Origin of the sequence: Microtetraspora sp. AC03309, assembly GCF_020826795.1 — a bacterium.
Lineage (GTDB): Bacteria > Actinomycetota > Actinomycetes > Streptosporangiales > Streptosporangiaceae > Microtetraspora > Microtetraspora glauca.
Genome location: NZ_JADDIL010000034.1, coordinates 73902 through 94083 on the forward strand (window position 1 = coordinate 73902; position 20182 = coordinate 94083).

Below are 20182 nucleotides of genomic sequence, written 5' to 3' on the forward strand. Positions count from 1 at the left end.
CTAGGGGAAGACCCCGGCGTTCGCGACACCGGAGCGGGGAGTCGTGCCCAGGTGCTCGCACGCCTGCGCGCCGGCCGCGACGATCGCGGAGATGTCCAGGCCGGTGTCGTATCCGCCGCGCCGCAGGGCCCAGGCGAGGTCCTCGGTCGCGACGTTGCCCGCGGCCCCCGGCGCGAACGGGCACCCTCCGAGCCCGGCCGCGCTCGCGTCCAGCGCGGTCACCCCCGCGGCGATCGCGGCCTGCGCGTTCGCGATGGCCGTACGCCGGGTGTCGTGGAAGTGGGCGCGCAGCCGCACGTCCGAGATCTCGCGGACCGCGGTGAACCGCTCGAACACCTCGTGCGGCACCCCCGACCCGATCGTGTCCGCGAGCGCGAGTTCACGTACGGACGACGTGCCGAGCGCGAGCCGCGCGACCTCGACGACCCGCTCGGTCGGCACCTCTCCCTGGTACGGGCAGCCGAAGGCGACGGCGACGGTGGCCGAGAGCGGGATCCCCGCCCGCTCGGCGAGCACGCCGATGTCCTCAAGCTGCTTCAGCGCCTCGTCGGTCGTCACCCCCTGGTTCCGCGTCCCGAACGCGTCGGTGGCGGGCACGACGTAGTTCAGCTCGTGGATGCCGGCGCGGATCGCCCGCTCGGCGCCCCTGCGGTTGAGCACCAGGCCGACGAAGGTGACGCCGGGGCGGCTCTCCAGGCTCGCCATCAGCGCGTCGGCGTCGGCCATCTGCGGTACGCGGTCCGGGCGGACGAAGCTCGTCACCTCGATGCGGCGCACCCCCGCGGCGACCAGGTCCTCCACGAGCCGCTTCTTGTGCTCGGTGCCGACCGTGACGGGCTCGTTCTGGAGGCCGTCACGGGGACTGACCTCGACGATCTCGACGTGCACGCCGGGAACGGCCGCGGCGAAGGGGTGGGTGGGGGTTCCGGAGGTCATTCTGAAGTGCTCCTGATCGCTCGTCGTCGCGTCGCTCTTCGGCGGGGAGTGGCCTGGGAGGGGGCCGTCTCAGGACAGCCCGAACTCCCATCCGCCGCCCCCGGCGTAGCGCCGCAGGATGCGCCGCGCGACGGTGTGGACGTGCACCTCGTCGGGCCCGTCGTAGATGCGCGCGAGCCGCGCGTTGCGGTACATGAGGCTCAGCGGGGTGTCGTCGGTGACGCCCATGGCGCCGTACGCCTGGATCGCCCGGTCGATGACGTTGTGCAGCATCCGGGCGCCGACCACCTTGATCGCGCCGATCTCCACGCGGGCCTGGTCACCCTGGTCGATCTTGTGCGCGGCGTGCAGGGTCAGCAGGCGGCACGCCTGGATCTCGGCGTACGACTCGAACACGTGCTGCTGCATGAGCTGCTTGCGTGCCAGCGGCTCTCCGAAGGCCACCCGGTCGTTCAGCCGGGCGCACATCAGGTCGTAGGCGCGCTGGGCCTGGCCCAGCCATCGCATGGCGTGGAAGATGCGGCCCGGCCCGAGCCGTTCCTGCGCGATCGTGAACCCCCGGCCCCTGCCGCCGAGCAGGTTGGCGGCGGGCACGCGCACGTCGTCGTACCTGACCTCGTAGTGCCCGCCGCTGACGCCCAGCGTCGGGGTCTCGCGGACGACCTGGTAGCCCGGCGTTTCGGTCGGCACGATGATCATGCTGAACGCGTCGTGCGGGGCCGCGTCCGGCTCGGTCCGGCACATCACGGTCGTGTAGCTCGCCTGCGCCGCCCCGGTGGTGAACCACTTGTGCCCGTTGATCACCCACTCGTCGCCGTCGAGCACGGCGGTCGTCGCCAGCTGCGTGGGATCCGAGCTCGCGACCTCCGGCTCGGTCATCGCGAAGCTCGGGGTGATCTCACCGCGCACCAGCGGTCCCAGGTACGTCGCGCGCAGCGCGGGATCCGCGTGGCGGTCGAGCATGATCGAGTCCTGCAGGCTCAGCGTGCCGAGTGCCACCTGCCCGTAGTGGCTGCGTCCCTGGACCTCGTTGACGTACACGTAGTCGAGGAACGGGAGGCCGCCGCCGCCGATCTCCGCCGGGTGTCCCAGCGCCCACAACCCTTCGGCCTTGGCGTCGGCCCGCAGGGCGCGCAGCGCCTCGGCCGCGTCCGGGCCCCCGCGGTCGAGCACCTCCTCGGCGGGCTCGACCCGCTCGGTCATGAACGCGTACACCGCGTCCCGGATCGGCCGCACGTGCGCTGGAATCTCGAAACTCATCTGATCCTCGTCCTCCGTCGGCACGGGCGGTGCCGGATGGTCTCTTCGACGCGGGGTGCCGGCGCCCGGCGGGGCCGCTCAGCCGCCGGCGACTACCCCCGACGACAACAGCAGGTCCCATTCGCCCGGCCCGACTCCGGCGAGGTCGGCCAGGGCCGCGCGCGTGTGCGCGCCGAGCGCGGGCCCCGGGGCGGGCACGCTCCCGGGCGTGCGCGAGAACTTCGGCACCACGCCCGCCGCGGGCACCTCGAGGCCCGCGGCGTTGGTCAGCCGTACGACCATCTCGCGCGCGGCGTAGTGCGGGTCGGCGAGCATGTCGGCCGCCGTGAACGTGCGCCCGGCCGGGATGCGGTGCTCTCCGAGGATCTCCAGCAGCTCCGCCGCGTCCAGCGTGGCCGTCCACCGCGCGATCAGGCCGTCCAGCTCGGTCATGCTGCGGCCCCGCGCCTCGTGGGTGGCGTACCGCTCGTCGGTGATCAGCTCGGGCGTGCCCATCGCCTTGCAGAGGCGCCCGAAGATGGTGTCCGCGTTCGCCGCGATCAGCACCTCGCCGCCGTCGCGGGTGGGATACACGTTCGACGGCGCGACACCGGGAAGGACCGATCCGGTACGGCCGCGCGTCACTCCGGCGAGCTCGTGGTCGGCCATCGTGGACTCCATCAGCGCGGCGACGGCCTCGTAGATGGCCACGTCCACCTCCTGGCCGCGGCCGCTCCGTGACCGCTCGGACAGGGCGGCCAGTGTTCCGATCACGGCGAACAGCGAGGCCAGCGAATCGCCGAGGCTGATGCCCGCCCGCGACGACGGCCGGTCCGGATTGCCCGTGGTGTGCCGGATCCCGCCCATCGCCTCGCCGATGCTGCCGAACCCGGCGTCACCGGCCCGGGGGCCGCTCTGCCCGAACCCGGAGACGTGCACCATGATCAGGCCGGGGTGGTCCGCGGCGAGCGTGGCGTAGTCGAGGCCCCACCCGGCGAGCGTGCCGGGCCGGAAGTTCTCCAGGACCACGTCGACCTCGCGCGCCATGCGGCGCACCAGGTCGCGCCCCTCCGGCCGGCGCAGGTCGATCGCGGCGGATCTCTTGTTGCGGGCGATGCTCGGCCACCAGAGGCTCTCGCCGTCGCGTACGACGCCCCAGCGGCGCATCACGTCACCTTCACCGAGCGGCTCGACCTTGATGACGTCCGCGCCGTAGTCGCCGAGCAGCTGGCCGGCGAAGGGGCCGGCGATGAAGCTCCCGAGTTCCAGTACACGAACGTCGGCGAGGGGGCCGCCGGAAGACGCTGAGCTCTCCATGGCGGATAGATTGCACGCAATCTGGGGCAAAAATCTACCCCTGAAGGCCAGAAAACCGTATTTTGGTATGCAACTACAACGTCAGTGACGCCTGCGACGTCCTAGCGACCCAGAGTCGACGCCGACCAGAGGGATAGCCGATGACCCCGAATCCGGGTACGGAACACGAGAGCCTGCGCGCCGCGGTCGAGACGCTCGCGCGCACCGCGTACGGCGAGGGCCGCGGGGTCACCGCGCTCACGCGGCTGTCCGGCGGAGCGTCACGCTCCACCTGGCAGGTCGATCTCACCGGCGGGAGTCCCGGCCTGATCCTGCAGCGGCAACGCGCGGGCGGCGTGCCCGGCCAGATCGGCCAGCACGCCGAGGCGGCGGTCCTGCGGGCCGCCGCGGCGGCCGGGGTGCCCGTGCCCCGGGTGATCGCCGCGAGCGGCGACCCCGTGTCCGGGGAAGCCGCGTCCGGGGAAGCCGTGTCCGGGGAAGCCGTGTCCCCGGACGTCGCCGCGCTCGGGGAGTTCGTCCTGACCGAGAGGGTGCCCGGCGAGTCCAGCCCGGCGGAGCTGCTCCGCGCGCCCGGCTTCCAGCGGGCCCGTGAACGGTTCGCCGCGGAGGCCGGTACGGCGCTCGCCGCTCTGCATGCCATCGACCCCGGCACGGTGCCCGAGCTGCCGGCGCGCGATCCGCTCGCGTTCTACCGCGACGTGCTCGACGACCTCGGCGAGCCGCATCCGGCGTTGGAGATCGGGTTCGCGTGGCTGGAGGCCCATCGCCCGCCGCCCGCCGAACCCGCCGTCGTGCACGGCGACTTCCGGCTGGGCAACCTGCTCCTCGACGGCGACCGCCTGCGGGCCGTACTGGACTGGGAGCTCGCCCACGTCGGCGACCCGGCCGAGGATCTGGGCTGGCTGTGCGTCCGGTCCTGGCGTTTCGGCGGGCCGGGGCGGGCCGGCGGCGTGGCCGCGATCGAGGACGTGCTCGCGGCCTATCACGCCGCGGGCGGCAGCCGGGCCGTGACGCCCGAGGCCGTGCGCTGGTGGGAGGTGTTCGGAAACGTCAAATGGGGCGTCATCTGCGTGCTGCAGGCGCACGCCCACCGCAGCGGCGCCGAGCGCTCGGTCGAGCTGGCCGCGATCGGGCGCCGCACCGCGACCGTCGAACGCGATCTGCTCGACCTGCTCGGCGTCCCCGCCCCTCCGGTGCCCGGCGGCATGACGGACGGGGCCTCCGCCTCGTGCCCGCCGCATGACGCGCCCGGCGCCGCCGAACTCGTGTCCGCCGTACGCGAGTTCCTGCTCGGCGAAGTGCTCACGGCCGTCGAGGGCAGGACCGCCTACCTGACCAGGGTCGCGGCCAACTCCCTGGCGATCGCGGCGCGGGAGATCACGATGGGCGCCGACCTCGCCGCCGGGCACCGCCGGCGGCTCGACGCCCTCGGCGTGGCCGACGACCGGGAGCTCGCCCGGCGCATCCGGGACGGCTCCCTGCGCGGCGAGAAGGTCGCGACCGCCGTGGCGGAGGCCGTACGCGACAAGCTGCTGGTGGCGGCCCCGCGCCGGGTGCACGGACCCACGACCTGATCACCCCGAATTGCGTACAATCCAGCGAGAAGCGGGACCAGGCCGGAGCAGAGCGCAGCGGGGGACGAGTTGACCGAGGCCAAGGGCAACACGCGCACCGCCTACGAGCAGATCCGCCAGGCGATCGTCGAGGGCCGATACCTGCCGGGGCAACGGCTGATCGAGCAGCGCATCGCCAAGGAGTTCGAGCTGTCCCGCACGCCGGTGCGCGAGTCGCTGCGCATGCTGGAGGCCGAGGGGCTCGTCCACAGCGAACCCAACCGGGGCGCGGTCGTGCGCTCCGTCTCGGTGGAGGAGCTGGCCGACCTCTACGCGCTGCGCGCGCTCCTCGAGTCGTTCGCCGCGGAGCTGGCGGCCGCCCGGATCACCGACGAGGACCTCGCCCGCATCGACGAGGGCATCGCCCTCTTCGAGGAGTCGATCGAGATCGCCGCCGGCGGAACCCTCGAAGGCGTGCGGGCTCTCAGCGAGGCGAACCGGCTCATCCACGGCGCGATCATCCACGCGGCCCGGCACGAGCGGCTCGCCCAGCTTCTCGCCCGTACGGTCGACGTCCCCCTGGTGTTCCAGGCGTTCCGCCAGTTCGACAGGAGCGAGATGGAGCGCTCGCACCTGTTCCACCGGCTGATCCGCGACGCCATCGCCGCGCACGAGGGCGCCCGCGCCGCGCGGCTGATGAGCGAGCACGTGCTCCAGGGCCGCGACGTGCTGATCGCGCGCATCCAGGCGCATCCGCAGGGCGCCGAGCACCTCTTCGCCTCCCGCCCGACCTGATCGCCGCGGCCGGGCGCCCCACTCAGGGAGCGTCGAGGATCGGGATCAGCTGCTCTTCCTCGTAGTCCAGGTGCTTTTCGACCTCCTCCGTGAGCCGCTCGACTTCGGCGAGCACCACCAGGGGATCCACGCCGTCACGAGAGATGACCTCCTGCAGGGAGGCGAGGAGGTCCGCGACCTTCTGGTGTTCCCGGCGCAGCCGGTCCAGGGTCGGGGCGAGTTCCGGATGGCGCCCGGCGAGGGGCCGGAAGATCCCCGCGTCCTCACCGGTGTGGTGGTTGTGCAGTCCCTGACACAGGGTCAGGCAGTTCAGCCGGAGCTGGGCGCCGAGCCCGGGACCCGACTCCGCGATCTCCTTGCGGATCAGAGCGAACTCCCGCCGGAACGCGTCGTGGACCTGCTTGAGAGCCGCACCCCACGACGCCGCGTTCGGCGGTCCGCCCGCGACCGCCTCAAGAGCGACCACGGGGATGACGCGCGTCGTCCTTGCCTGGTAGTCGGCCCACCCGGCATCGGCCTCGACCGCGCGGGCGAAGACGCGGTCGCGTTCGGCCCCCTCCAGTACGGCGGCCTGCGCCTCATAGGTGAAGACGCCGTCCTCGACCGTGACCAGAGGGTTGGCCACCAGGTTGTGGAACCAGGCCGGATGGTTCGGCGCGCCACCGGCCGAGGCGATGACCAGGATTCGTTCGCCGCCGTCGGGAAGGTAGCCGACCGGGGTCGTGTGCGGCGCGCCGGACCGCGCTCCCGTGGTGGTCAACAGGAGCAACCGGGCTCCCTCGAAAGGACCGCCGACCCGGCCTCCATTGGCGCGGAACTCCTCGATGATCTGTCGGTTGAAATCGTTCGGCATTCTTTGTTTCTTCTCCGGATCGGTGCTGCCGCGGACGTTCGCGGGCATGACGAATAACCGCCTGACAGGGCGGCAGGAAAGCACCACGGAACGAACTCGGGGCCGTGGTGCGAAACTACGGGAAACCGCTTTGAATTAACGATCGGATCGGCGATAGGCCGGCCGGATCGCTTCGATGAACGAGCGGCTCGCGAAATCGGCGGCGCTCGACACCGCCGAGCATGCAGGAGAAATCGCGCGAAAAAGCGCGGATAAAAGAACGGCGGGCCTCTCGCCCGCCCGGCCCTCACGCCGTGGCCGGGTGCCTCACTCGCTTATGGCCCATGGCCGACCCGGCAGTCACAATGACACCCTAGTGCCATGAACCCGCATAGGCAAAATCGTATTTCCCGCCGGCATGATGAGAACGTCATACCAGGCGGCGATTCCGCGACCGCCGACGCGGTGACATTCACGCTCACGGCGACGGGGTCGATTCCCGCCCGAACCCCATCCCGTACGGCACGGCACGCCCACGCCGATGCGGGGCGCCGGGTGAGTGTCCGCACCCGGCGCCCCGCGTCTTCCCGGCCACCCCGCCGTTACGCGACCTCGACGCTGTCGAGCACGCCGATCGCGTCGGGGACGAGAACGGCCGCCGAATAGTAGGCACTGACGAGATAGGAGGCGATGGCCTTCTCGTCGATGCCCGTGCACCGGACCGAAACGCCCGGCTGGTACTCGTCCGGCAGCCCGGTGCGGTGCAGCCCGATCACCCCCTGGTCCTCCTCCCCCACCCGCATGACGATGATCGAGCTGAGCCCCCGGCGGCTGATCGGGATCTTGTCGCAGGGCAGGATCGGCACCCCTCTCCAGGCCAAGACCATGGATTCCCCGGCCTGGACGGAATCGGGGTAGACGCCCCTGCTGTTGCACTGCCGGGCGAAGGCGGCGATGGCCTGGGGGTGGGCCACGAAGCAGTGCGACTTCCTCCGCCGGCAGAGCAGTTCGTCGAGGTCGTCGGGGGTCGGCGGGCCGGAGCGGGTGTGGATGCGCTGCCCCAGATCCGCGTTGTACAACAACCCGAACTCCCGGTTGTTGACCAGCTCGTACTCCTGCCGCTCCCGCAACGCCTCGATCGTCAACCGCAACTGCTGCTCGGTCTGGTTCATCGGCTCGTTGTACAGATCCGCCACCCGCGTGTGAATCCGCAGGATCGTCTGCGCCACACTCAACTCGTACTCCCGAGGCTCCGCCTCGTAGTCCACGAACGTCCCCGGCAGCGCCACCTCCCCCACATGACCCGCGGCCAGCCCGATCTCCGCCTCGCCGTGCTTGGTCTGCCGGGCTCGGGAGCGGGCCGCGAACCGCCCCAGGTGATCCCGGAGCGGCTCGGAACGGTCGAGCAGCTCCTGGAACGCGTCCAGGGGCAGGCTCAGCACGGTGCAGGCGGTGCCCGCCGTCGCCGTGAACCCCCAGTTCATCGGCGCGCCGGACAGCGCCTGCGCGCCGAGGTGGTCGCCGTCGGCCAGCACGCCGAGCAGCCGGGAGCGCCCGTGCTCGCCGACGGCCGCCACGTCCACCCGGCCGTACGCGATGAGGATCATCCGATCCACCGGGTCCCCCGCGGAGACGAGAACCTGGCCGGGTGCCAGGTCCCGCTGGACGAAGCGGTCGGCCAGCGCGTCCAGGATCGTGAGGTCCGCGAACCCGCGCAGCGCGGGCAGCTCCCCCAGTGTCACGGGGACGATCCTGGTCAGCGCGTCCGCCGAGGTGAACATGACGCGTCCCGCGCCCGGCCTGTGGGTCAGGCGCCGGTTGAGCCGGTACGTGCCGCCTTTCACCTGCACCCAGGGAAGCACTCGGAGCAGGTGCCGGGAGGTGATCTCCCGCATCTGCGGCGCCGACTTGGTCGTCGTCGCCAGGTTCCGCGCGGCGGCGGTGCCGAGGCTCAGCCGCGGCTGGTCGTCGGAGGTCATCGGCTCACACCACCGATCCCCGCGCCGCGCCCAGCAGGGTGAGGACCCGCGCGGCGGCGGTGCCGAGTCCCGTCGGGCCAAGGGGCAGTGCCCCGGTGGCGACCCCGGCGGGGCCGTCGAGCAGGGCGCCTCTCACTCTCGGGTACGCCAGCTCGGACTCCTCGTAGCGCCGGGTCCCCTCATGCCAGACCTGGATCGCGGACATCCAGTCCGAAAGACCCGCCACGTACGCGGTGAGCGCCTTCCTCGCCCCCTCGTCCAGGTCGTAGTCGTCGAACAGGACGGGCAGCTCGACCGCGACGAGATGCTCGAACTGCCGCAGCCGCGAGGCGATCAGGTCGGTGACGACGCCGAGTGCCCGCCGCGCGTCGCAGTCGAAGAAGTCCTGCACGACCAGGACGCAGTTGTGCAACTCCCCCTCGTACTGGATCTCCTTCTGGTAGGAGTAGACGTCGTTGATCAGGCAGCCGACGTCGGCGGTCGCGTTCTCCAGCCCGAGCATGGTGCGGCTCTGATAGATCTCAGAGGGCACCCGCAGCTCGCTGACCGGCCGGTTCAGCGCCCTGGTGAGGTCCGACCCGAAGGTCCTGCGCCGCATCTCCATGTAGTCGACCGGATCCGGGATCCGGTTCTGCATGTGATTCGCCAGCTCCCACAGCCAGCTCTCCGTCATGCTCTCCACCGCCGTACGGAACATCCGCCGGGCGGTCATGGACATGGCGGCCGCCGTACGGGCCCACAGGTCACCCAGGGCGAGTTCCACCGGATTCGCCGGCGCGGGAATGACGCCGAGATCCAGCGGCATGAACGCGGACAACCGCTCGTTGAACGTCCGCGCGCCCGTCATGTCACCGGTGGGGCCGAAGACCACGGGGAAGTAGTCGTCGGCATAGGTCCCCCAGGTGAGCCACTCCGCCGACAACGTCAGCTCGGACGCGGAGATATCGGGATCGATCCTGGCCGAGCAGAGGGCGAAGTCGAAGCCCTTGTTCTGCCGGGCGGTCCACAACCCGGGGCCGGGAACGTTCGGGAGCGGGTCGTGGAAGCCCATGCGCGCCGCCCATTCCACGCTCTCCCTGCGCGCGGTGTCGAGGTGCGGGTTGAGCCGCACGGGGTACGGCAGGTCGATGCCGTCCCTCGGCAGCGGCTCGACCCGCCGGTACGGGACATGGGTGAAGCTCCTGGCCCCGCCCGGCCCGCGTAGGCCGGCGGCGAGCCTGAGCTGCGCGGACGCGGTGCCGAGCCCGGTGGGCCCGCCGAGCACCGGACCACCGAGCCCCGAACCACCGGGCACGGGACCGGCGGCCGGGGCGGACCCGGCGCCCCCGGCGGACCCGTTCATGTAGCGGCTGGAGCGCATGTGCCACTCGTGCCCGCCGGACTGCCAGTCCTGCAGGCCCTTGACGTACGCGAGGACGGCCAGCCGCTCCGCCGGGTCGAGGGCGTGCTCCTCGAAGAGCGGGGACAACTCGGTGAGCGTCGTGTTCTCGAACTGGTGCAACCGGGAGGTCAGCAGGTCGTTGACGGCGTCCGCCGCCTCCTGGGTCCCATAGTCGAAGAACTTCTCGAACACCAGGATCCCGTTGCTGAGCTCGCCCTCCTCCTCGACCTCCCGCTGGTAGGAGAAGATGTCGTTGCGCAGGTGCACCGCGTCGGAGAACGTGTCCCTGAGCACGTGCATCGGCCGGGTGCGGGAGACGCGCGCGGGGATCTCGGCGCCCACCGCGTGCTCCACCAGGTTCGCCGACCAGGGGGCGCCGCCGACCCTGCGCCGCATCTCGATGTACTCCATCGGGTTGGCGACCCGGCCCGCGTCGATGTTGGACAGCTCCCACAGCGACTCGTTCAGCAGGTTCCTGGTGCTCTCGACGAACCTGTCCCGCCAGTCCATGGACATCCCGGGCACCGTACGGCGCCACAGGTCGGCGAGGCCGCGTTCCACGGGGTTGACCGGCTCGGGCATGTCCGCCGTGTCGTGCACCGGCATGAAGGCCGGCAGCCGGTCGAGGTACTCCTTGGCGCCGTCCGTGTCCCGGCCGCGCTTGTAGACCTCCAGGAAGTGGTCGTCGAAGAAGAACACCCACACGTACCAGTCCGTGATGAGGTCCAGTTCGGCGGCGGAGGCGTCGGGATGGGTGTAGGCGCACATCAGCCCGTAGTCCATGGAGTCGAGCAGTTGCTCGTCCCAGACGCCGAGCCCGGGGTCGAGCATGCCCATGTCCTGGGCCCATTCCTTCGTGTGCGTGCGCGCGCCGTCCAGATGCGGGTTCAGTCTGGCCGGGTACGGCACGTAGAAGTCGGGAAGCTCAAAGGGTTGCATCGTCCGCCTTCTTCGCTAGCCGATCTCGACGCTCTCGAGAACACCGAGAGCGTCCGGGACCAGGACCGCGGCGGAGTAGTAGAGGGTGACCAGGTACGAGATGATCGCCTTGTCGTTGATCCCCATGAACCGGACAGAAACGCCCGGCTGGTACTCGTCCGGCAGCCCCGTGCGGTGCAGGCCGATGACGCCCTGGTTGGCCTCGCCCGTCCGCATCGCCAGGATCGAACTCACCCCGCGGTCGCTGACGGGGATCTTGTTGCAGGGCAGGATCGGCACCCCGCGCCAGGCCGGGACCTTGTTCCCGTTCAGCTCGGTGCTCTGCGGGTAGATGCCGCGGCTGTTGCACTCACGCGCGAAGGCGGCGATGGCCCGCGGGTGCGCCAGGATGTACCCCGGCTCCTTCCAGACCTTGGCGAGCAGCGCGTCCATGTCGTCGGGGGTGGGCGGGCCGGAGCGGGTGTGGATGCGCTGCCCCAGATCCGCGTTGTACAACAACCCGAACTCCCGGTTGTTGACCAGCTCGTACTCCTGCCGCTCCCGCAACGCCTCGATCGTCAACCGCAACTGCTGCTCGGTCTGGTTCATCGGCTCGTTGTACAGATCCGCCACCCGCGTGTGAATCCGCAGGATCGTCTGCGCCACACTCAACTCGTACTCCCGAGGCTCCGCCTCGTAGTCCACGAACGTCCCCGGCAGCGCCACCTCCCCCACATGACCCGCGGCCAGCTCGATCTCCGCCTCGCCGTGGGCGTTGACGGCCCTGGTCTCGCCCGTCTCCCTGTTCTCCAGGTACGACCGCAGCTCCGGCGACAGGGCGGCGACCTCCTGGAACGATCCACGCGACAGGATCAGCGCCGTACACGGGGTGATGGCCTTCGCGGTGAAGTCCCACACGGCCCCGTCCTCGGTCAGGGTCCGGTCGCCGAAGTGGTCGCCGTCGGCCAGGACCTCGGCGACCATCTCGCTTCCGTACGCACCGGTCGCGAGCTTGTTCACCTTCCCGTGCGCGATCAGGACCACCCGGTCCGCCGGTGTGCCCGCGCTGACGATCACCTCGCCGGGCTCGAACTCCCGCTGGGTGAACCGCCCGGCGAGGGCCTCCAGTACGTCGCCGTCGTCGAACCGGCGCAGCGTGGGCAGCTCGCACAGCTCGGCCGGGATGACACGGATGTCCGCGCCGGTGGAGACGAACGTGATCCGCCCGTCACCCACCGCGTAGCTGAGCCGCCGGTTGACCCGGTACGCGCCCCCGATCACCTGCACCCAGGGAAGGACCCGGAGCAGGTGCCGCGAGGTGATCTCCTGCATCTGCGGCGCCGACTTGGTCGTCGTCGCCAGGTTCCGCGCGGCGGCGGTGCCGAGGCTCAGCTGCGGCTGCTCGTTCGAGGAAACGGTTTCCGTCATGACGTGAACCACCTGTTCTCTGTCGGGTTTCCTGGGCATGCTCGCGAAACGCGCGGCGAGGAGACATCGGGGTCTCCCCGGCGCGGCGAGGGATTTCGCGTCGGGTGGGGTCGCGGGCGGCGCGCCACCGCACCGGATCACCGCGCCGGATCACCGCACGGCGTGGCCGGGACGGTCCGTACACGGGCCGGGAGACGAGGGCGCGCTAGCGGGTCCGGTGGATGAGGCCGTCGGCCAGCATGGCCAGCCCGGCCTTGGCCTCGGCGTCGATCGCCGCGGAGCTGAGGAGGTGGAGCGCCTCTCGGGCGCGCTCGTCGATCATGATCTCGACGTGCGCCAGCGCCCCGGTGTCGATCACGATCTGCCGCAGCGCGGCGGCCTGTTCCTCGGTCAGTTCCGCGTTGCCGTGCCAGGTTCTCAGGTGGAGCGCCTGGCTCGGCGAGGCGTGCTGGAGGGCGTGCGCGATGAGGATCGTGTGCTTCCCTTCCCTGAGGTCGTCGAGGACCGGTTTGCCGGTCTCCGCCGGATCGCCGAACATGCCCAGCACGTCGTCGCGGAGCTGGAACGCCTCCCCCAGCGGGATGCCGAACCGGGAGTAGACGTCGAGCAGGGAGGGGTCCGCGCCGGCCAGCGCCCCGCCGATCTGCAGGGGACGCTCCACGGTGTACTTGGCCGTCTTGTAGCGCACCACCGTGAGCGCCTGCTCCACCGTCGGCAGGTCGCGGACCTGGGCGAGGATATCGAGGTACTGGCCGGCGATCACCTCGGTGCGCAACCGGTCGAAGAGGACCCGGGCGGCCTTGAGACGGGACGGCTCGACCCCGCTGCCGGACAGCAGTTCGTCGGACCAGGCGAGCGTGAGGGTGCCGAGCAGGATGGCCGCGGCCTGCCCGAACGAGCGGGCCGCCATCCCCGGGTGCAGGCCGGCGAGGCTGCGGTGCATGGTGGGGCGGCCCCTGCGCAGATCGCTGCTGTCCATGATGTCGTCGTGGATGAGCAGGCCCGCATGGCAGAGTTCGAGTGCCGATCCCGCCGAGATGATCTGGTCGCAGTCCTCGCCGCCGGCTCCCCGCCATCCCCAGTAGCACAGGAGGGGCCTCACCCGTTTGCCGCCGCCGAGGATGAAGCGGCGGAGCAGCCGGTAGGCCGTCGCCACCTCGGGATCCGCGACGGGAGCGGCGTGCTCGTCGAGGAATCCGGCGAGCCGGCGGTCGATCAGGGCTCTTATCCGCTGAGCGGTCTCCTCCGCCGTCTCTCCGGCCGTCCGCCCGATCGACGCCTGGTCGCTCTCCACCGTCATCGTCCGTCCCCCTCAAGGAAGCTCCGATGCACAGGAAGCTATTGATCGGCTACAGACTGCGGAAGGTGCCATTCCGGAGAGCGGAACGCGCCGGGCCGGCCTCGGGCCGCCGTCCCCGCCCCGACATGCGGATCCTGGCGATCGGCATCCCGATCCATAACATCTTTGATACGCAGTGTGGTGATCCATTGCCATGGGTAATCATGGTCTTGCGAATCCCGTACCCGCATCATGCCCTCACATCGCGCGTTAGGTGCACACCGAAAGAATGCCGCAGACCATCGCTCATCAGAGTTCGTCCCTGCCGCGACAGCTGCCTGCCGCCCAACCGCCGAGCAGCCTGGAGAAAGCGATCACGATCCTCACGTCACTGAGCGCGGCGGTCCAGCCGATGAGCCTCGCCGAGTTGTCCAGGAGGACCGGCCTGCCCAAGACGACGACGTACCGCCTGCTCGGCGTCCTGTGCGCCAAGGGGTTGACCCAGCGGATCGGCATCGACTACGCCATCGGCGACCAGCTGGTCACCCTGGCCGGCCCGGGACCGAGGATGATCCCCGGCACCCGCCCCATCGTCCTGCCGCACATGATCCGCCTCTATGAGCAGACCCGGCAGACGGTCAACCTCGCCGTCGCCCGGGGGTTGGAGATCGCCTACGTCGAACGCGTCTACGGGCACAGCCGGGTGAGCTCGCCGTCCGACGAGGTGGACCGCGCGCCCCTGCACTGCACCGCGAGCGGCAAGGTGCTGCTCGCGTTCGATCACGAGCTCAACGTGGCCTTCCACGACCGCGGCACCCTGCGGCGGATGACCCGCCGCACCATCGCCGGGCACGCCGCGCTCGATCGGGAGCTCCGCGTGGTCCGCCGCACCGGTGTCGCCTACTCGCGGGAGGAGTTCGCCGAGGGCGTCGTCTGCGCGGCCGCCCCCGTGTTCGACGCCGAGGGCAGGATCCGCATGGCGGTGAGCGTGGCGGGCTCCTCGCCGTCCGCCGTGTCGGGAGAGGTCGCCGCGATGGTGAAGCGCACCGCGCACGCGATCTCCGTCACCATCGTCAAGGCACTCTCCGCGACGGCGCCCCGGCCCCGCGCCGACGGTCCGCCCGCGTCCTTCCTCTGACTTCTCCCCGGGACGCCGGAAATCGGGATGCTCCGGGCCGGGGCCTGGGCCACGATGGTCCGGATGACGACACCGCACCGGCCGTTCCGCTGGGACCTGGTCCGCCGTGACCGGCTCGGCACCCTCCTGGAGGGGCATCCCGAGCCCACGCCGAGCCGCGGACCATCGTGATCACCGGCGGGAACCGCTGTCCCTCCGACACCGCCGTCCCTCTGACAAGGAGAACCGGTGACATCACCTTTCGACGCCGTGTTGTGCGATTTCGACGGCGTGCTCAGGTTCCACGATCCGAAGGTCCAGTCGCGGATCGACCAGGCGTACGGCCTGGCGCCCGGCACCGTCCTGAAGACCGCGCTGAGCCCGGCGTTGATGGGGCCGGCCTCTCTCGGACAGATCACCTGCGAGGAGTGGGAGGCGTCGCTGATCATCGCGTTCGCCGAGATCCTGGACTCGCCCGAACGCGCCGTACGGCTGGTCGAGGAGTTCGCCGCGGTCCCCGCGTGGATCGACGAGCAGGTGCGTGACCTGTTGGCCCAGACGCGGCGGCGGATGCCGGTCGTGCTGGTCACCAACGCCACGACTCGCCTTGAGGAGGATCTCGACCGTTTGGGGATGGCGGGTTTCGCGGACGCCGTGGTGAGCAGCGCCCGGGTCGGGGTCGTGAAGCCGGACCGCCGGATCTATGAGATCGCCGCCGAACTCGCGGGGGCGGCCCCTGAACGGTGCCTGTTCGTGGACGACCGGGCGGAGAACGTCGCCGGCGCAGTGGCGCTCGGCATGACCGGTGTCGTGTACCGCGACTTCGCGGATCTGCGGACGGCACTGCCCCCTTCGCCGAACGGCTCCCGGCTGTCCGGTTGATCGTCCCCACCCTGAGGAAGAACCCCGGGGCGTCCCCTTCGTGGCCGGTCACCCGCGCGGCGGGGGCCGATTGGACCGTTCCATGTGCGAGCATGATCGCCGGGGGGCTCCATAGTGTTCGGGGGAGAAATTGCTTCGTAGGTTCGTAGTGGCGGCGTCCATCGCCGCCGGGCTGTCCTTGTCGGCGGCGCCTTCGTGGGCGGCCGTCGGCACCAGCGTCACACCGTCCGTGTCGTCCACGGCGTGCCTGCCGGGCTCGCCGTGCGCCGCAGCGCTGTGCCCGCCGGGCACCGTCTGCGTACCGTCGCCCAAGCAGTGCTTCACCACGCCGTGCCCGCAGTTCGACTGCGTTCCGGTGGCCCGGAGTCCCTGGGGACCGCGGCCCGGTTGGGGGCCACGATCACCCTGGTGGCCACGGCATCCGTGGGGGCCACGTGGTCCGCAGTCTCCCGGCCTCCTGAACCTGGACCTGCGGGTGCTGTAGGACGGCGGTGAGCCGGCCCGGGAGCGACCTCGGGCGAATCGAGCGCGGCCCATCTGATCAGGCGGTTCACGCCGGTCAGGTGGGCCGTCCGCATGCTGTGCCCCGTTCGCCTCGCGGATGGACTCGACCGGATCGATCATTGAGGCGGCGGCTGTCACCGCCGCCCGGCGGCAGGACGCGGCAGACATGGCGGGGTCACGAGGCGAACGCGCGTGGCCACGAGAAGCACGGCGAAGGGATACGCGATGCGACCGAAGCCCCCGTTCGGAGAGGAACTGCGGGCGAGGCTCGGTCCCGTGACCCGCGTCCGCCGCCTCACCAGCAGTCCCCGCTCACGTGTGTGGCGTGCCGAGATAGGGGGAAGCACCGCGGTGATCAAGCAGGTCGTCGGAGAAGCGGACGCCGACCTGCGGTTCCGGAGGGAGATCACCGCGTTACGGCTCGCCGCACGGGCCGACCCGCCCCTGGTTCCCGAGATCCTCGCCACCGATCCCGGCCCGCGGATCCTGGTGCTGGAATACCTCGACGGCGGCGATCCGCCCGAGGACTGGAGGGTCCGCTACGCGGCGGCGCTGGCCCGGCTGCACGCCTCCGCGAACAGCAGTGACGCCGGAGCGCTGCCGCGATGGTCCCCGCCGGGCCCCGGCGACCTGGACGCCTTCCTCAGACTGGCCGGCGACCTCCGTGTCACGGTGCCGCCGACGGCGCGCGCGGAGCTGGAGGATGTGTTGAACAGGCTGGGCCTGCTTGAGGGCGACTCCCTCCTGCACGGCGACCCCTGCCCCGGCAACGACCTGTACACCGGTGACGGGGTACGGTTCGTCGACTTCGAGCAGGCGGCGTTGGGCAACGGGCTGGCCGAGCTCGCCTACCTGCGCATCGGGTTTCCGACCTGCTGGTGCGTCACCGCGACACCCGGACCGGTGCTGCACCGCGCGGAGGCGGCCTACCGTACGGCCTGGCGCGCCGCCACCGGGACCGAGGCCCGGGGCGATCTCACCGACGCGTGCGTCGGATGGCTGCTGCGGGGCGACGCCCTGGTCCAGCGCGCCGGCCGCGACGGAACGGATCATCTGGCCCGGGTGACACGGCGCGACTGGCGCTGGGGCACCGCCACCGCCCGGCAACGACTGCTGCACCGCCTCGCCGTCGTCCGCGACGCCGCCGCCGGACGCGCCGACCTCGCGCGCGTCGGCGACCTCGCCGCAGCGATGCGAAGCCGGATGCTCGAACGCTGGCCCGCCCTTAGGCCGGTCCCCTCACGCCGCCCGTGAGCCTCCGATGGGGCCGGGACGTTCCAGGATTTCAGCACACCCGCCCTGCCGTCGTGCCCGTGGGAGCACGGCGGCCGACGCGCGGTTCCACCGCGCCCTTCAGAGGCGCAGGCGGACGGGCAACCGCGCCAGCCGCCAGGAGCCGGGCAGGAGCTGGCGTTCCAGATCGTCGGGCGCCACGGCCAGTTCGAGGCCGGGGAAGCGCCGCACCAGCGCCTCGAACGCCACCTCGCCCTCCTGGCGGGCCAGTGCGGCGCCGAGGCAGTAGTGCAGGCCGTGCCCGAACCCGACGTGGACCTCGCGGCGCCCGTCGGGCTCGCGGGTGATGTCGAGGCGTTCGGGGTCGTCGAACCGGCGCGGGTCGTAGTTGGCCGAGACGAGCATGGCCATCACCGGCTCGCCGCGCCTGATCCGCGTTCCCTCGATCTCCACGTCCTCGGCCGCGTACCGGATGCGGGTGCCGTGCACGGGCCCGCACCACCGCATCAGCTCGTGGACGGCCCGGGGCGCCGATCCCGGATCGCTCCGGAGCAGGGCGAGCTGGTCGGGATGGGTCAGCAGCGCCACCGTGCCGTTGCCGATCAGGTGGGCGGTGGTCTCGTGTCCGGCGAGGACCAGGGTGAGCACCATCGTGATCATCTCGGTGTCGCTGAACCGGTCGCCGTCCTCGTCATGGGCCCGGATCAGCCCGGTGAGCAGGTCGTCGTCCGGCCGGGCCCGGCGGCGTCCGATCAGGTCCTGGATGTAGGTCACCATCGCGCGCAGCGGTTCGGCCACCGCTCCGGGACGCGTGTCGACGAGCGACCTGCCCCAGTCGTGCCACCGCGGGCGGTCCTCCTCCGGGATGCCGACCAGCTCGCAGATGACCGTGATCGGCAGCGGGTAGGCGAACCCCTCGATGAGATCGACGACGCCGTCCTCGGCCAGATCCGGGAGCCGGTCGAGGAGGTCCTCGGTGATCTGCTCGACACGTGGTCGCAGCTCCGAGACCCGCCGCGCGGTGAAGGCGCGCGAGACCAGCCTGCGTAAGCGGATGTGGTCGTCGCCGTCGGCGTCGAGAACGCTGTCGAGCACGTACTGGGCGTACTCGCGCGGGATGCCGCGAGCCGTGATGAGCTCGTCGCGAAGGTTGGGTACGTCCGCCCCCGGCACGTTGGCCGGGTTGTTGACGAAGCGGCGGTCGCTCAGCACGGTCTTGACGTCCTCGAACCGGGTGACCAGCCAGATCGGAGTGTTCGAGCCCGCGAACACGGCACGTGCGACCGGCGACTGTTCCCGGATCCGCGAGTATCCCCCGAACGGATCGCGCAGCAGCGCGGGGTCCATCATGTCGACGGGACCGACTGTGCTGGGAGTGCTCATCATTCCCTCCTCGGGCGTGTCAGGTGCGTTTCTGCCTGCTGATCTCCTCGTTCAACCGGTCGAGCAGGCTCTGGTAGAGATCGACCACTCGGGGCGCCACCGCCGCCGTGGCCTCCGGGTCGTCGGAGATCTCGAAGGCGGAGCGGACGACATGGGCGACCATGCCGGCGTTGTCCTCGACGCTCGGGACGCCGGGCGGCCGCATCGGCTCGATCAGGAAAAATCCGGTCATGATCGCCGCGTACGCGTGACGCTGCACCGCCGGAGACGGCTCGGCGCTGATCAGGCCGTGCTCGCGCAGCAGCCGCAAGTAGGCGTCGAGCGTGCGCTCACGCGCCTCCACCAGGTCGCCGGTGGTGTCGGCGGCGCTCCTGCTCAGCGTGCCCAGGGTCTCGATGTCACCGGTGAACATCACGCGGACGATCGGGTCCTCGTGCACCCACAGGTAGACGGAAGCACTGATGCGGCTGAGCAGGACAGCGGCCGGATCCGCCCGGACGTCCCGGACGAAGCGCTCGATCATCCGGCGCTGGGCCCGCATCAGCACGGTGAGGAACAGCACCTCCTTGGTGGTGAAGTGCAGGTAGACGGTGCCCTTGCCGATGCCTGCGCGGCGGGCGACGTCTCCGACGGTGATACGGGGATACCCCCAGGCGACCAGCAACTCGCCGGCGGCGTCGAGGATCCGCTCCGCCCGCCGGTCACGCTCCTCTTCGGCCGGACTCATCGCCCCGAGACCCGCGTGCGTCACGATCCTCGCTGTCCTTCCTCACCGCTCGTGCTTCTCGCCGCGCCTCCGGCACGGCGCGGCTCAGGGGCGCCCGCCGCGTTTCCCCTTGCGTGCCATGACCGAGATGAAGAATCCGGTCATCGAGTCAAACGTACGCCGCAGGGGGCCGGCGGGCAATGCCCGTCCTCTGGCGGGAGAACCTCTTGCGGGTACGGCGGCGCGTCGCGTCGCATAGAGCACGCCATCGGCAGGCCAGTCGGCCGAGGTGACGGCGGGACGCCGCCGCGGCCCCCGGCGTTCCTACGCCATGACGGCGACGAACCTCCAGTCGAGGACGACCCTCGGCTCACCGTCCCCCACCACGCCGACCAGCGAGCGGAGATGGAGCAGGCCACCACCGCCGGGCAGCGGAGTGCGGCGTTCCACGACGACCTCGCTGGAAAGCGTGTCCCCTTCGTGGACGGGGCCGACGTGGTCGCAGCCGTGCCAGGCCACGACCGTGACCAGGTTCGGCAGCGCCCGGGCGGCCTGGGACAGCGCGAGGCCGATGGTGTGCCCGCCGTACACCAGGCGGCCCGAGCCTCCGGCGGCGCCCACGTCGTGATGTACCTGTGCCACGTTCACGGTGAGCCTGGCCAGCTCCGGGGCGCTGGACACGACGTCTCCCCCGCCCACC

15 protein-coding genes and 1 pseudogene are annotated in these 20182 nt (G+C 71.1%); 5 read left to right on the top strand and 11 right to left on the bottom strand.

Annotated elements, in window-relative coordinates:
- From IMZ11_RS21245 to IMZ11_RS21255, 3 genes are all read right to left on the bottom strand, one after another.
- Positions 1–936: a hydroxymethylglutaryl-CoA lyase gene (locus IMZ11_RS21245; RefSeq protein WP_228644101.1), complete on the bottom strand. Its 936-nt coding sequence runs from the start codon at positions 934–936 to the stop codon at positions 1–3.
- 69 nt (positions 937–1005) lie between these two features.
- Complete coding sequence (locus IMZ11_RS21250; protein WP_228644103.1) at positions 1006–2196, bottom strand: acyl-CoA dehydrogenase family protein; 1191 nt, start codon at positions 2194–2196, stop codon at positions 1006–1008.
- Between the two features lie 78 nt (positions 2197–2274).
- Positions 2275–3492, bottom strand: coding sequence for a CaiB/BaiF CoA-transferase family protein (locus IMZ11_RS21255; protein WP_228644105.1), 1218 nt, complete (start codon positions 3490–3492; stop codon positions 2275–2277).
- A 140-nt stretch (positions 3493–3632) separates the two neighbouring features.
- Between IMZ11_RS21255 and IMZ11_RS21260 the strand changes: the two genes are divergently transcribed.
- Together IMZ11_RS21260 and IMZ11_RS21265 are read left to right on the top strand one after the other, a co-directional pair.
- Positions 3633–5066, top strand: a complete 1434-nt coding sequence (locus IMZ11_RS21260) for a phosphotransferase family protein (RefSeq protein ID WP_228644107.1) — start codon at positions 3633–3635, stop codon at positions 5064–5066.
- Positions 5067–5135: 69 nt separating this feature from the next.
- Positions 5136–5840 (top strand): GntR family transcriptional regulator, encoded by a 705-nt coding sequence (locus tag IMZ11_RS21265; protein WP_228644110.1) that lies wholly within the window; start codon positions 5136–5138, stop codon positions 5838–5840.
- Positions 5841–5862: 22 nt separating this feature from the next.
- Here IMZ11_RS21265 and IMZ11_RS21270 read toward each other — a convergent pair whose 3' ends face one another.
- From IMZ11_RS21270 to IMZ11_RS21290, 5 genes are all read right to left on the bottom strand, one after another.
- Positions 5863–6693 (bottom strand): nitroreductase/quinone reductase family protein, encoded by an 831-nt coding sequence (locus IMZ11_RS21270; RefSeq protein ID WP_228644112.1) that lies wholly within the window; start codon positions 6691–6693, stop codon positions 5863–5865.
- Positions 6694–7274: 581 nt separating this feature from the next.
- A complete protein-coding gene (locus IMZ11_RS21275; protein ID WP_228644113.1) occupies positions 7275–8651 on the bottom strand; it encodes a family 2B encapsulin nanocompartment shell protein in 1377 nt (458 codons plus the stop codon).
- Between the two features lie 4 nt (positions 8652–8655).
- On the bottom strand, positions 8656–10971 hold the full coding sequence (locus IMZ11_RS21280; RefSeq protein ID WP_228644114.1) for a germacradienol/geosmin synthase: 2316 nt from the start codon (positions 10969–10971) through the stop codon (positions 8656–8658).
- Between the two features lie 15 nt (positions 10972–10986).
- Complete coding sequence (locus tag IMZ11_RS21285) at positions 10987–12417, bottom strand: family 2B encapsulin nanocompartment shell protein (RefSeq protein ID WP_374462473.1); 1431 nt, start codon at positions 12415–12417, stop codon at positions 10987–10989.
- 166 nt (positions 12418–12583) lie between these two features.
- Positions 12584–13678 (bottom strand): polyprenyl synthetase family protein, encoded by a 1095-nt coding sequence (locus tag IMZ11_RS21290; RefSeq protein WP_228644116.1) that lies wholly within the window; start codon positions 13676–13678, stop codon positions 12584–12586.
- Positions 13679–13946: 268 nt separating this feature from the next.
- Between IMZ11_RS21290 and IMZ11_RS21295 the strand changes: the two genes are divergently transcribed.
- The 3 genes from IMZ11_RS21295 to IMZ11_RS21305 all read left to right on the top strand — a co-directional run bounded on the left by IMZ11_RS21295 (position 13947) and on the right by IMZ11_RS21305 (position 17414).
- Complete coding sequence (locus IMZ11_RS21295) at positions 13947–14795, top strand: IclR family transcriptional regulator (RefSeq protein WP_228644117.1); 849 nt, start codon at positions 13947–13949, stop codon at positions 14793–14795.
- Between the two features lie 228 nt (positions 14796–15023).
- A complete protein-coding gene (locus IMZ11_RS21300; protein WP_228644118.1) occupies positions 15024–15656 on the top strand; it encodes an HAD family phosphatase in 633 nt (210 codons plus the stop codon).
- Positions 15657–16385: 729 nt separating this feature from the next.
- Entirely contained in the window at positions 16386–17414 is a 1029-nt protein-coding gene (locus IMZ11_RS21305; RefSeq protein WP_228644119.1) for an aminoglycoside phosphotransferase family protein, read from the top strand.
- A 99-nt stretch (positions 17415–17513) separates the two neighbouring features.
- Here IMZ11_RS21305 and IMZ11_RS21310 read toward each other — a convergent pair whose 3' ends face one another.
- The 3 genes and pseudogenes from IMZ11_RS21310 to IMZ11_RS21320 form a co-directional block, all read right to left on the bottom strand.
- On the bottom strand, positions 17514–18776 hold the full coding sequence (locus IMZ11_RS21310) for a cytochrome P450 (RefSeq protein ID WP_228644120.1): 1263 nt from the start codon (positions 18774–18776) through the stop codon (positions 17514–17516).
- Positions 18777–18795: 19 nt separating this feature from the next.
- Entirely contained in the window at positions 18796–19527 is a 732-nt protein-coding gene (locus IMZ11_RS21315; protein WP_228644121.1) for a TetR/AcrR family transcriptional regulator, read from the bottom strand.
- A gap of 279 nt (positions 19528–19806) precedes the next feature.
- Positions 19807–20182 (bottom strand): annotated as a pseudogene (locus tag IMZ11_RS21320) (acyl dehydratase); the annotation flags it as partial.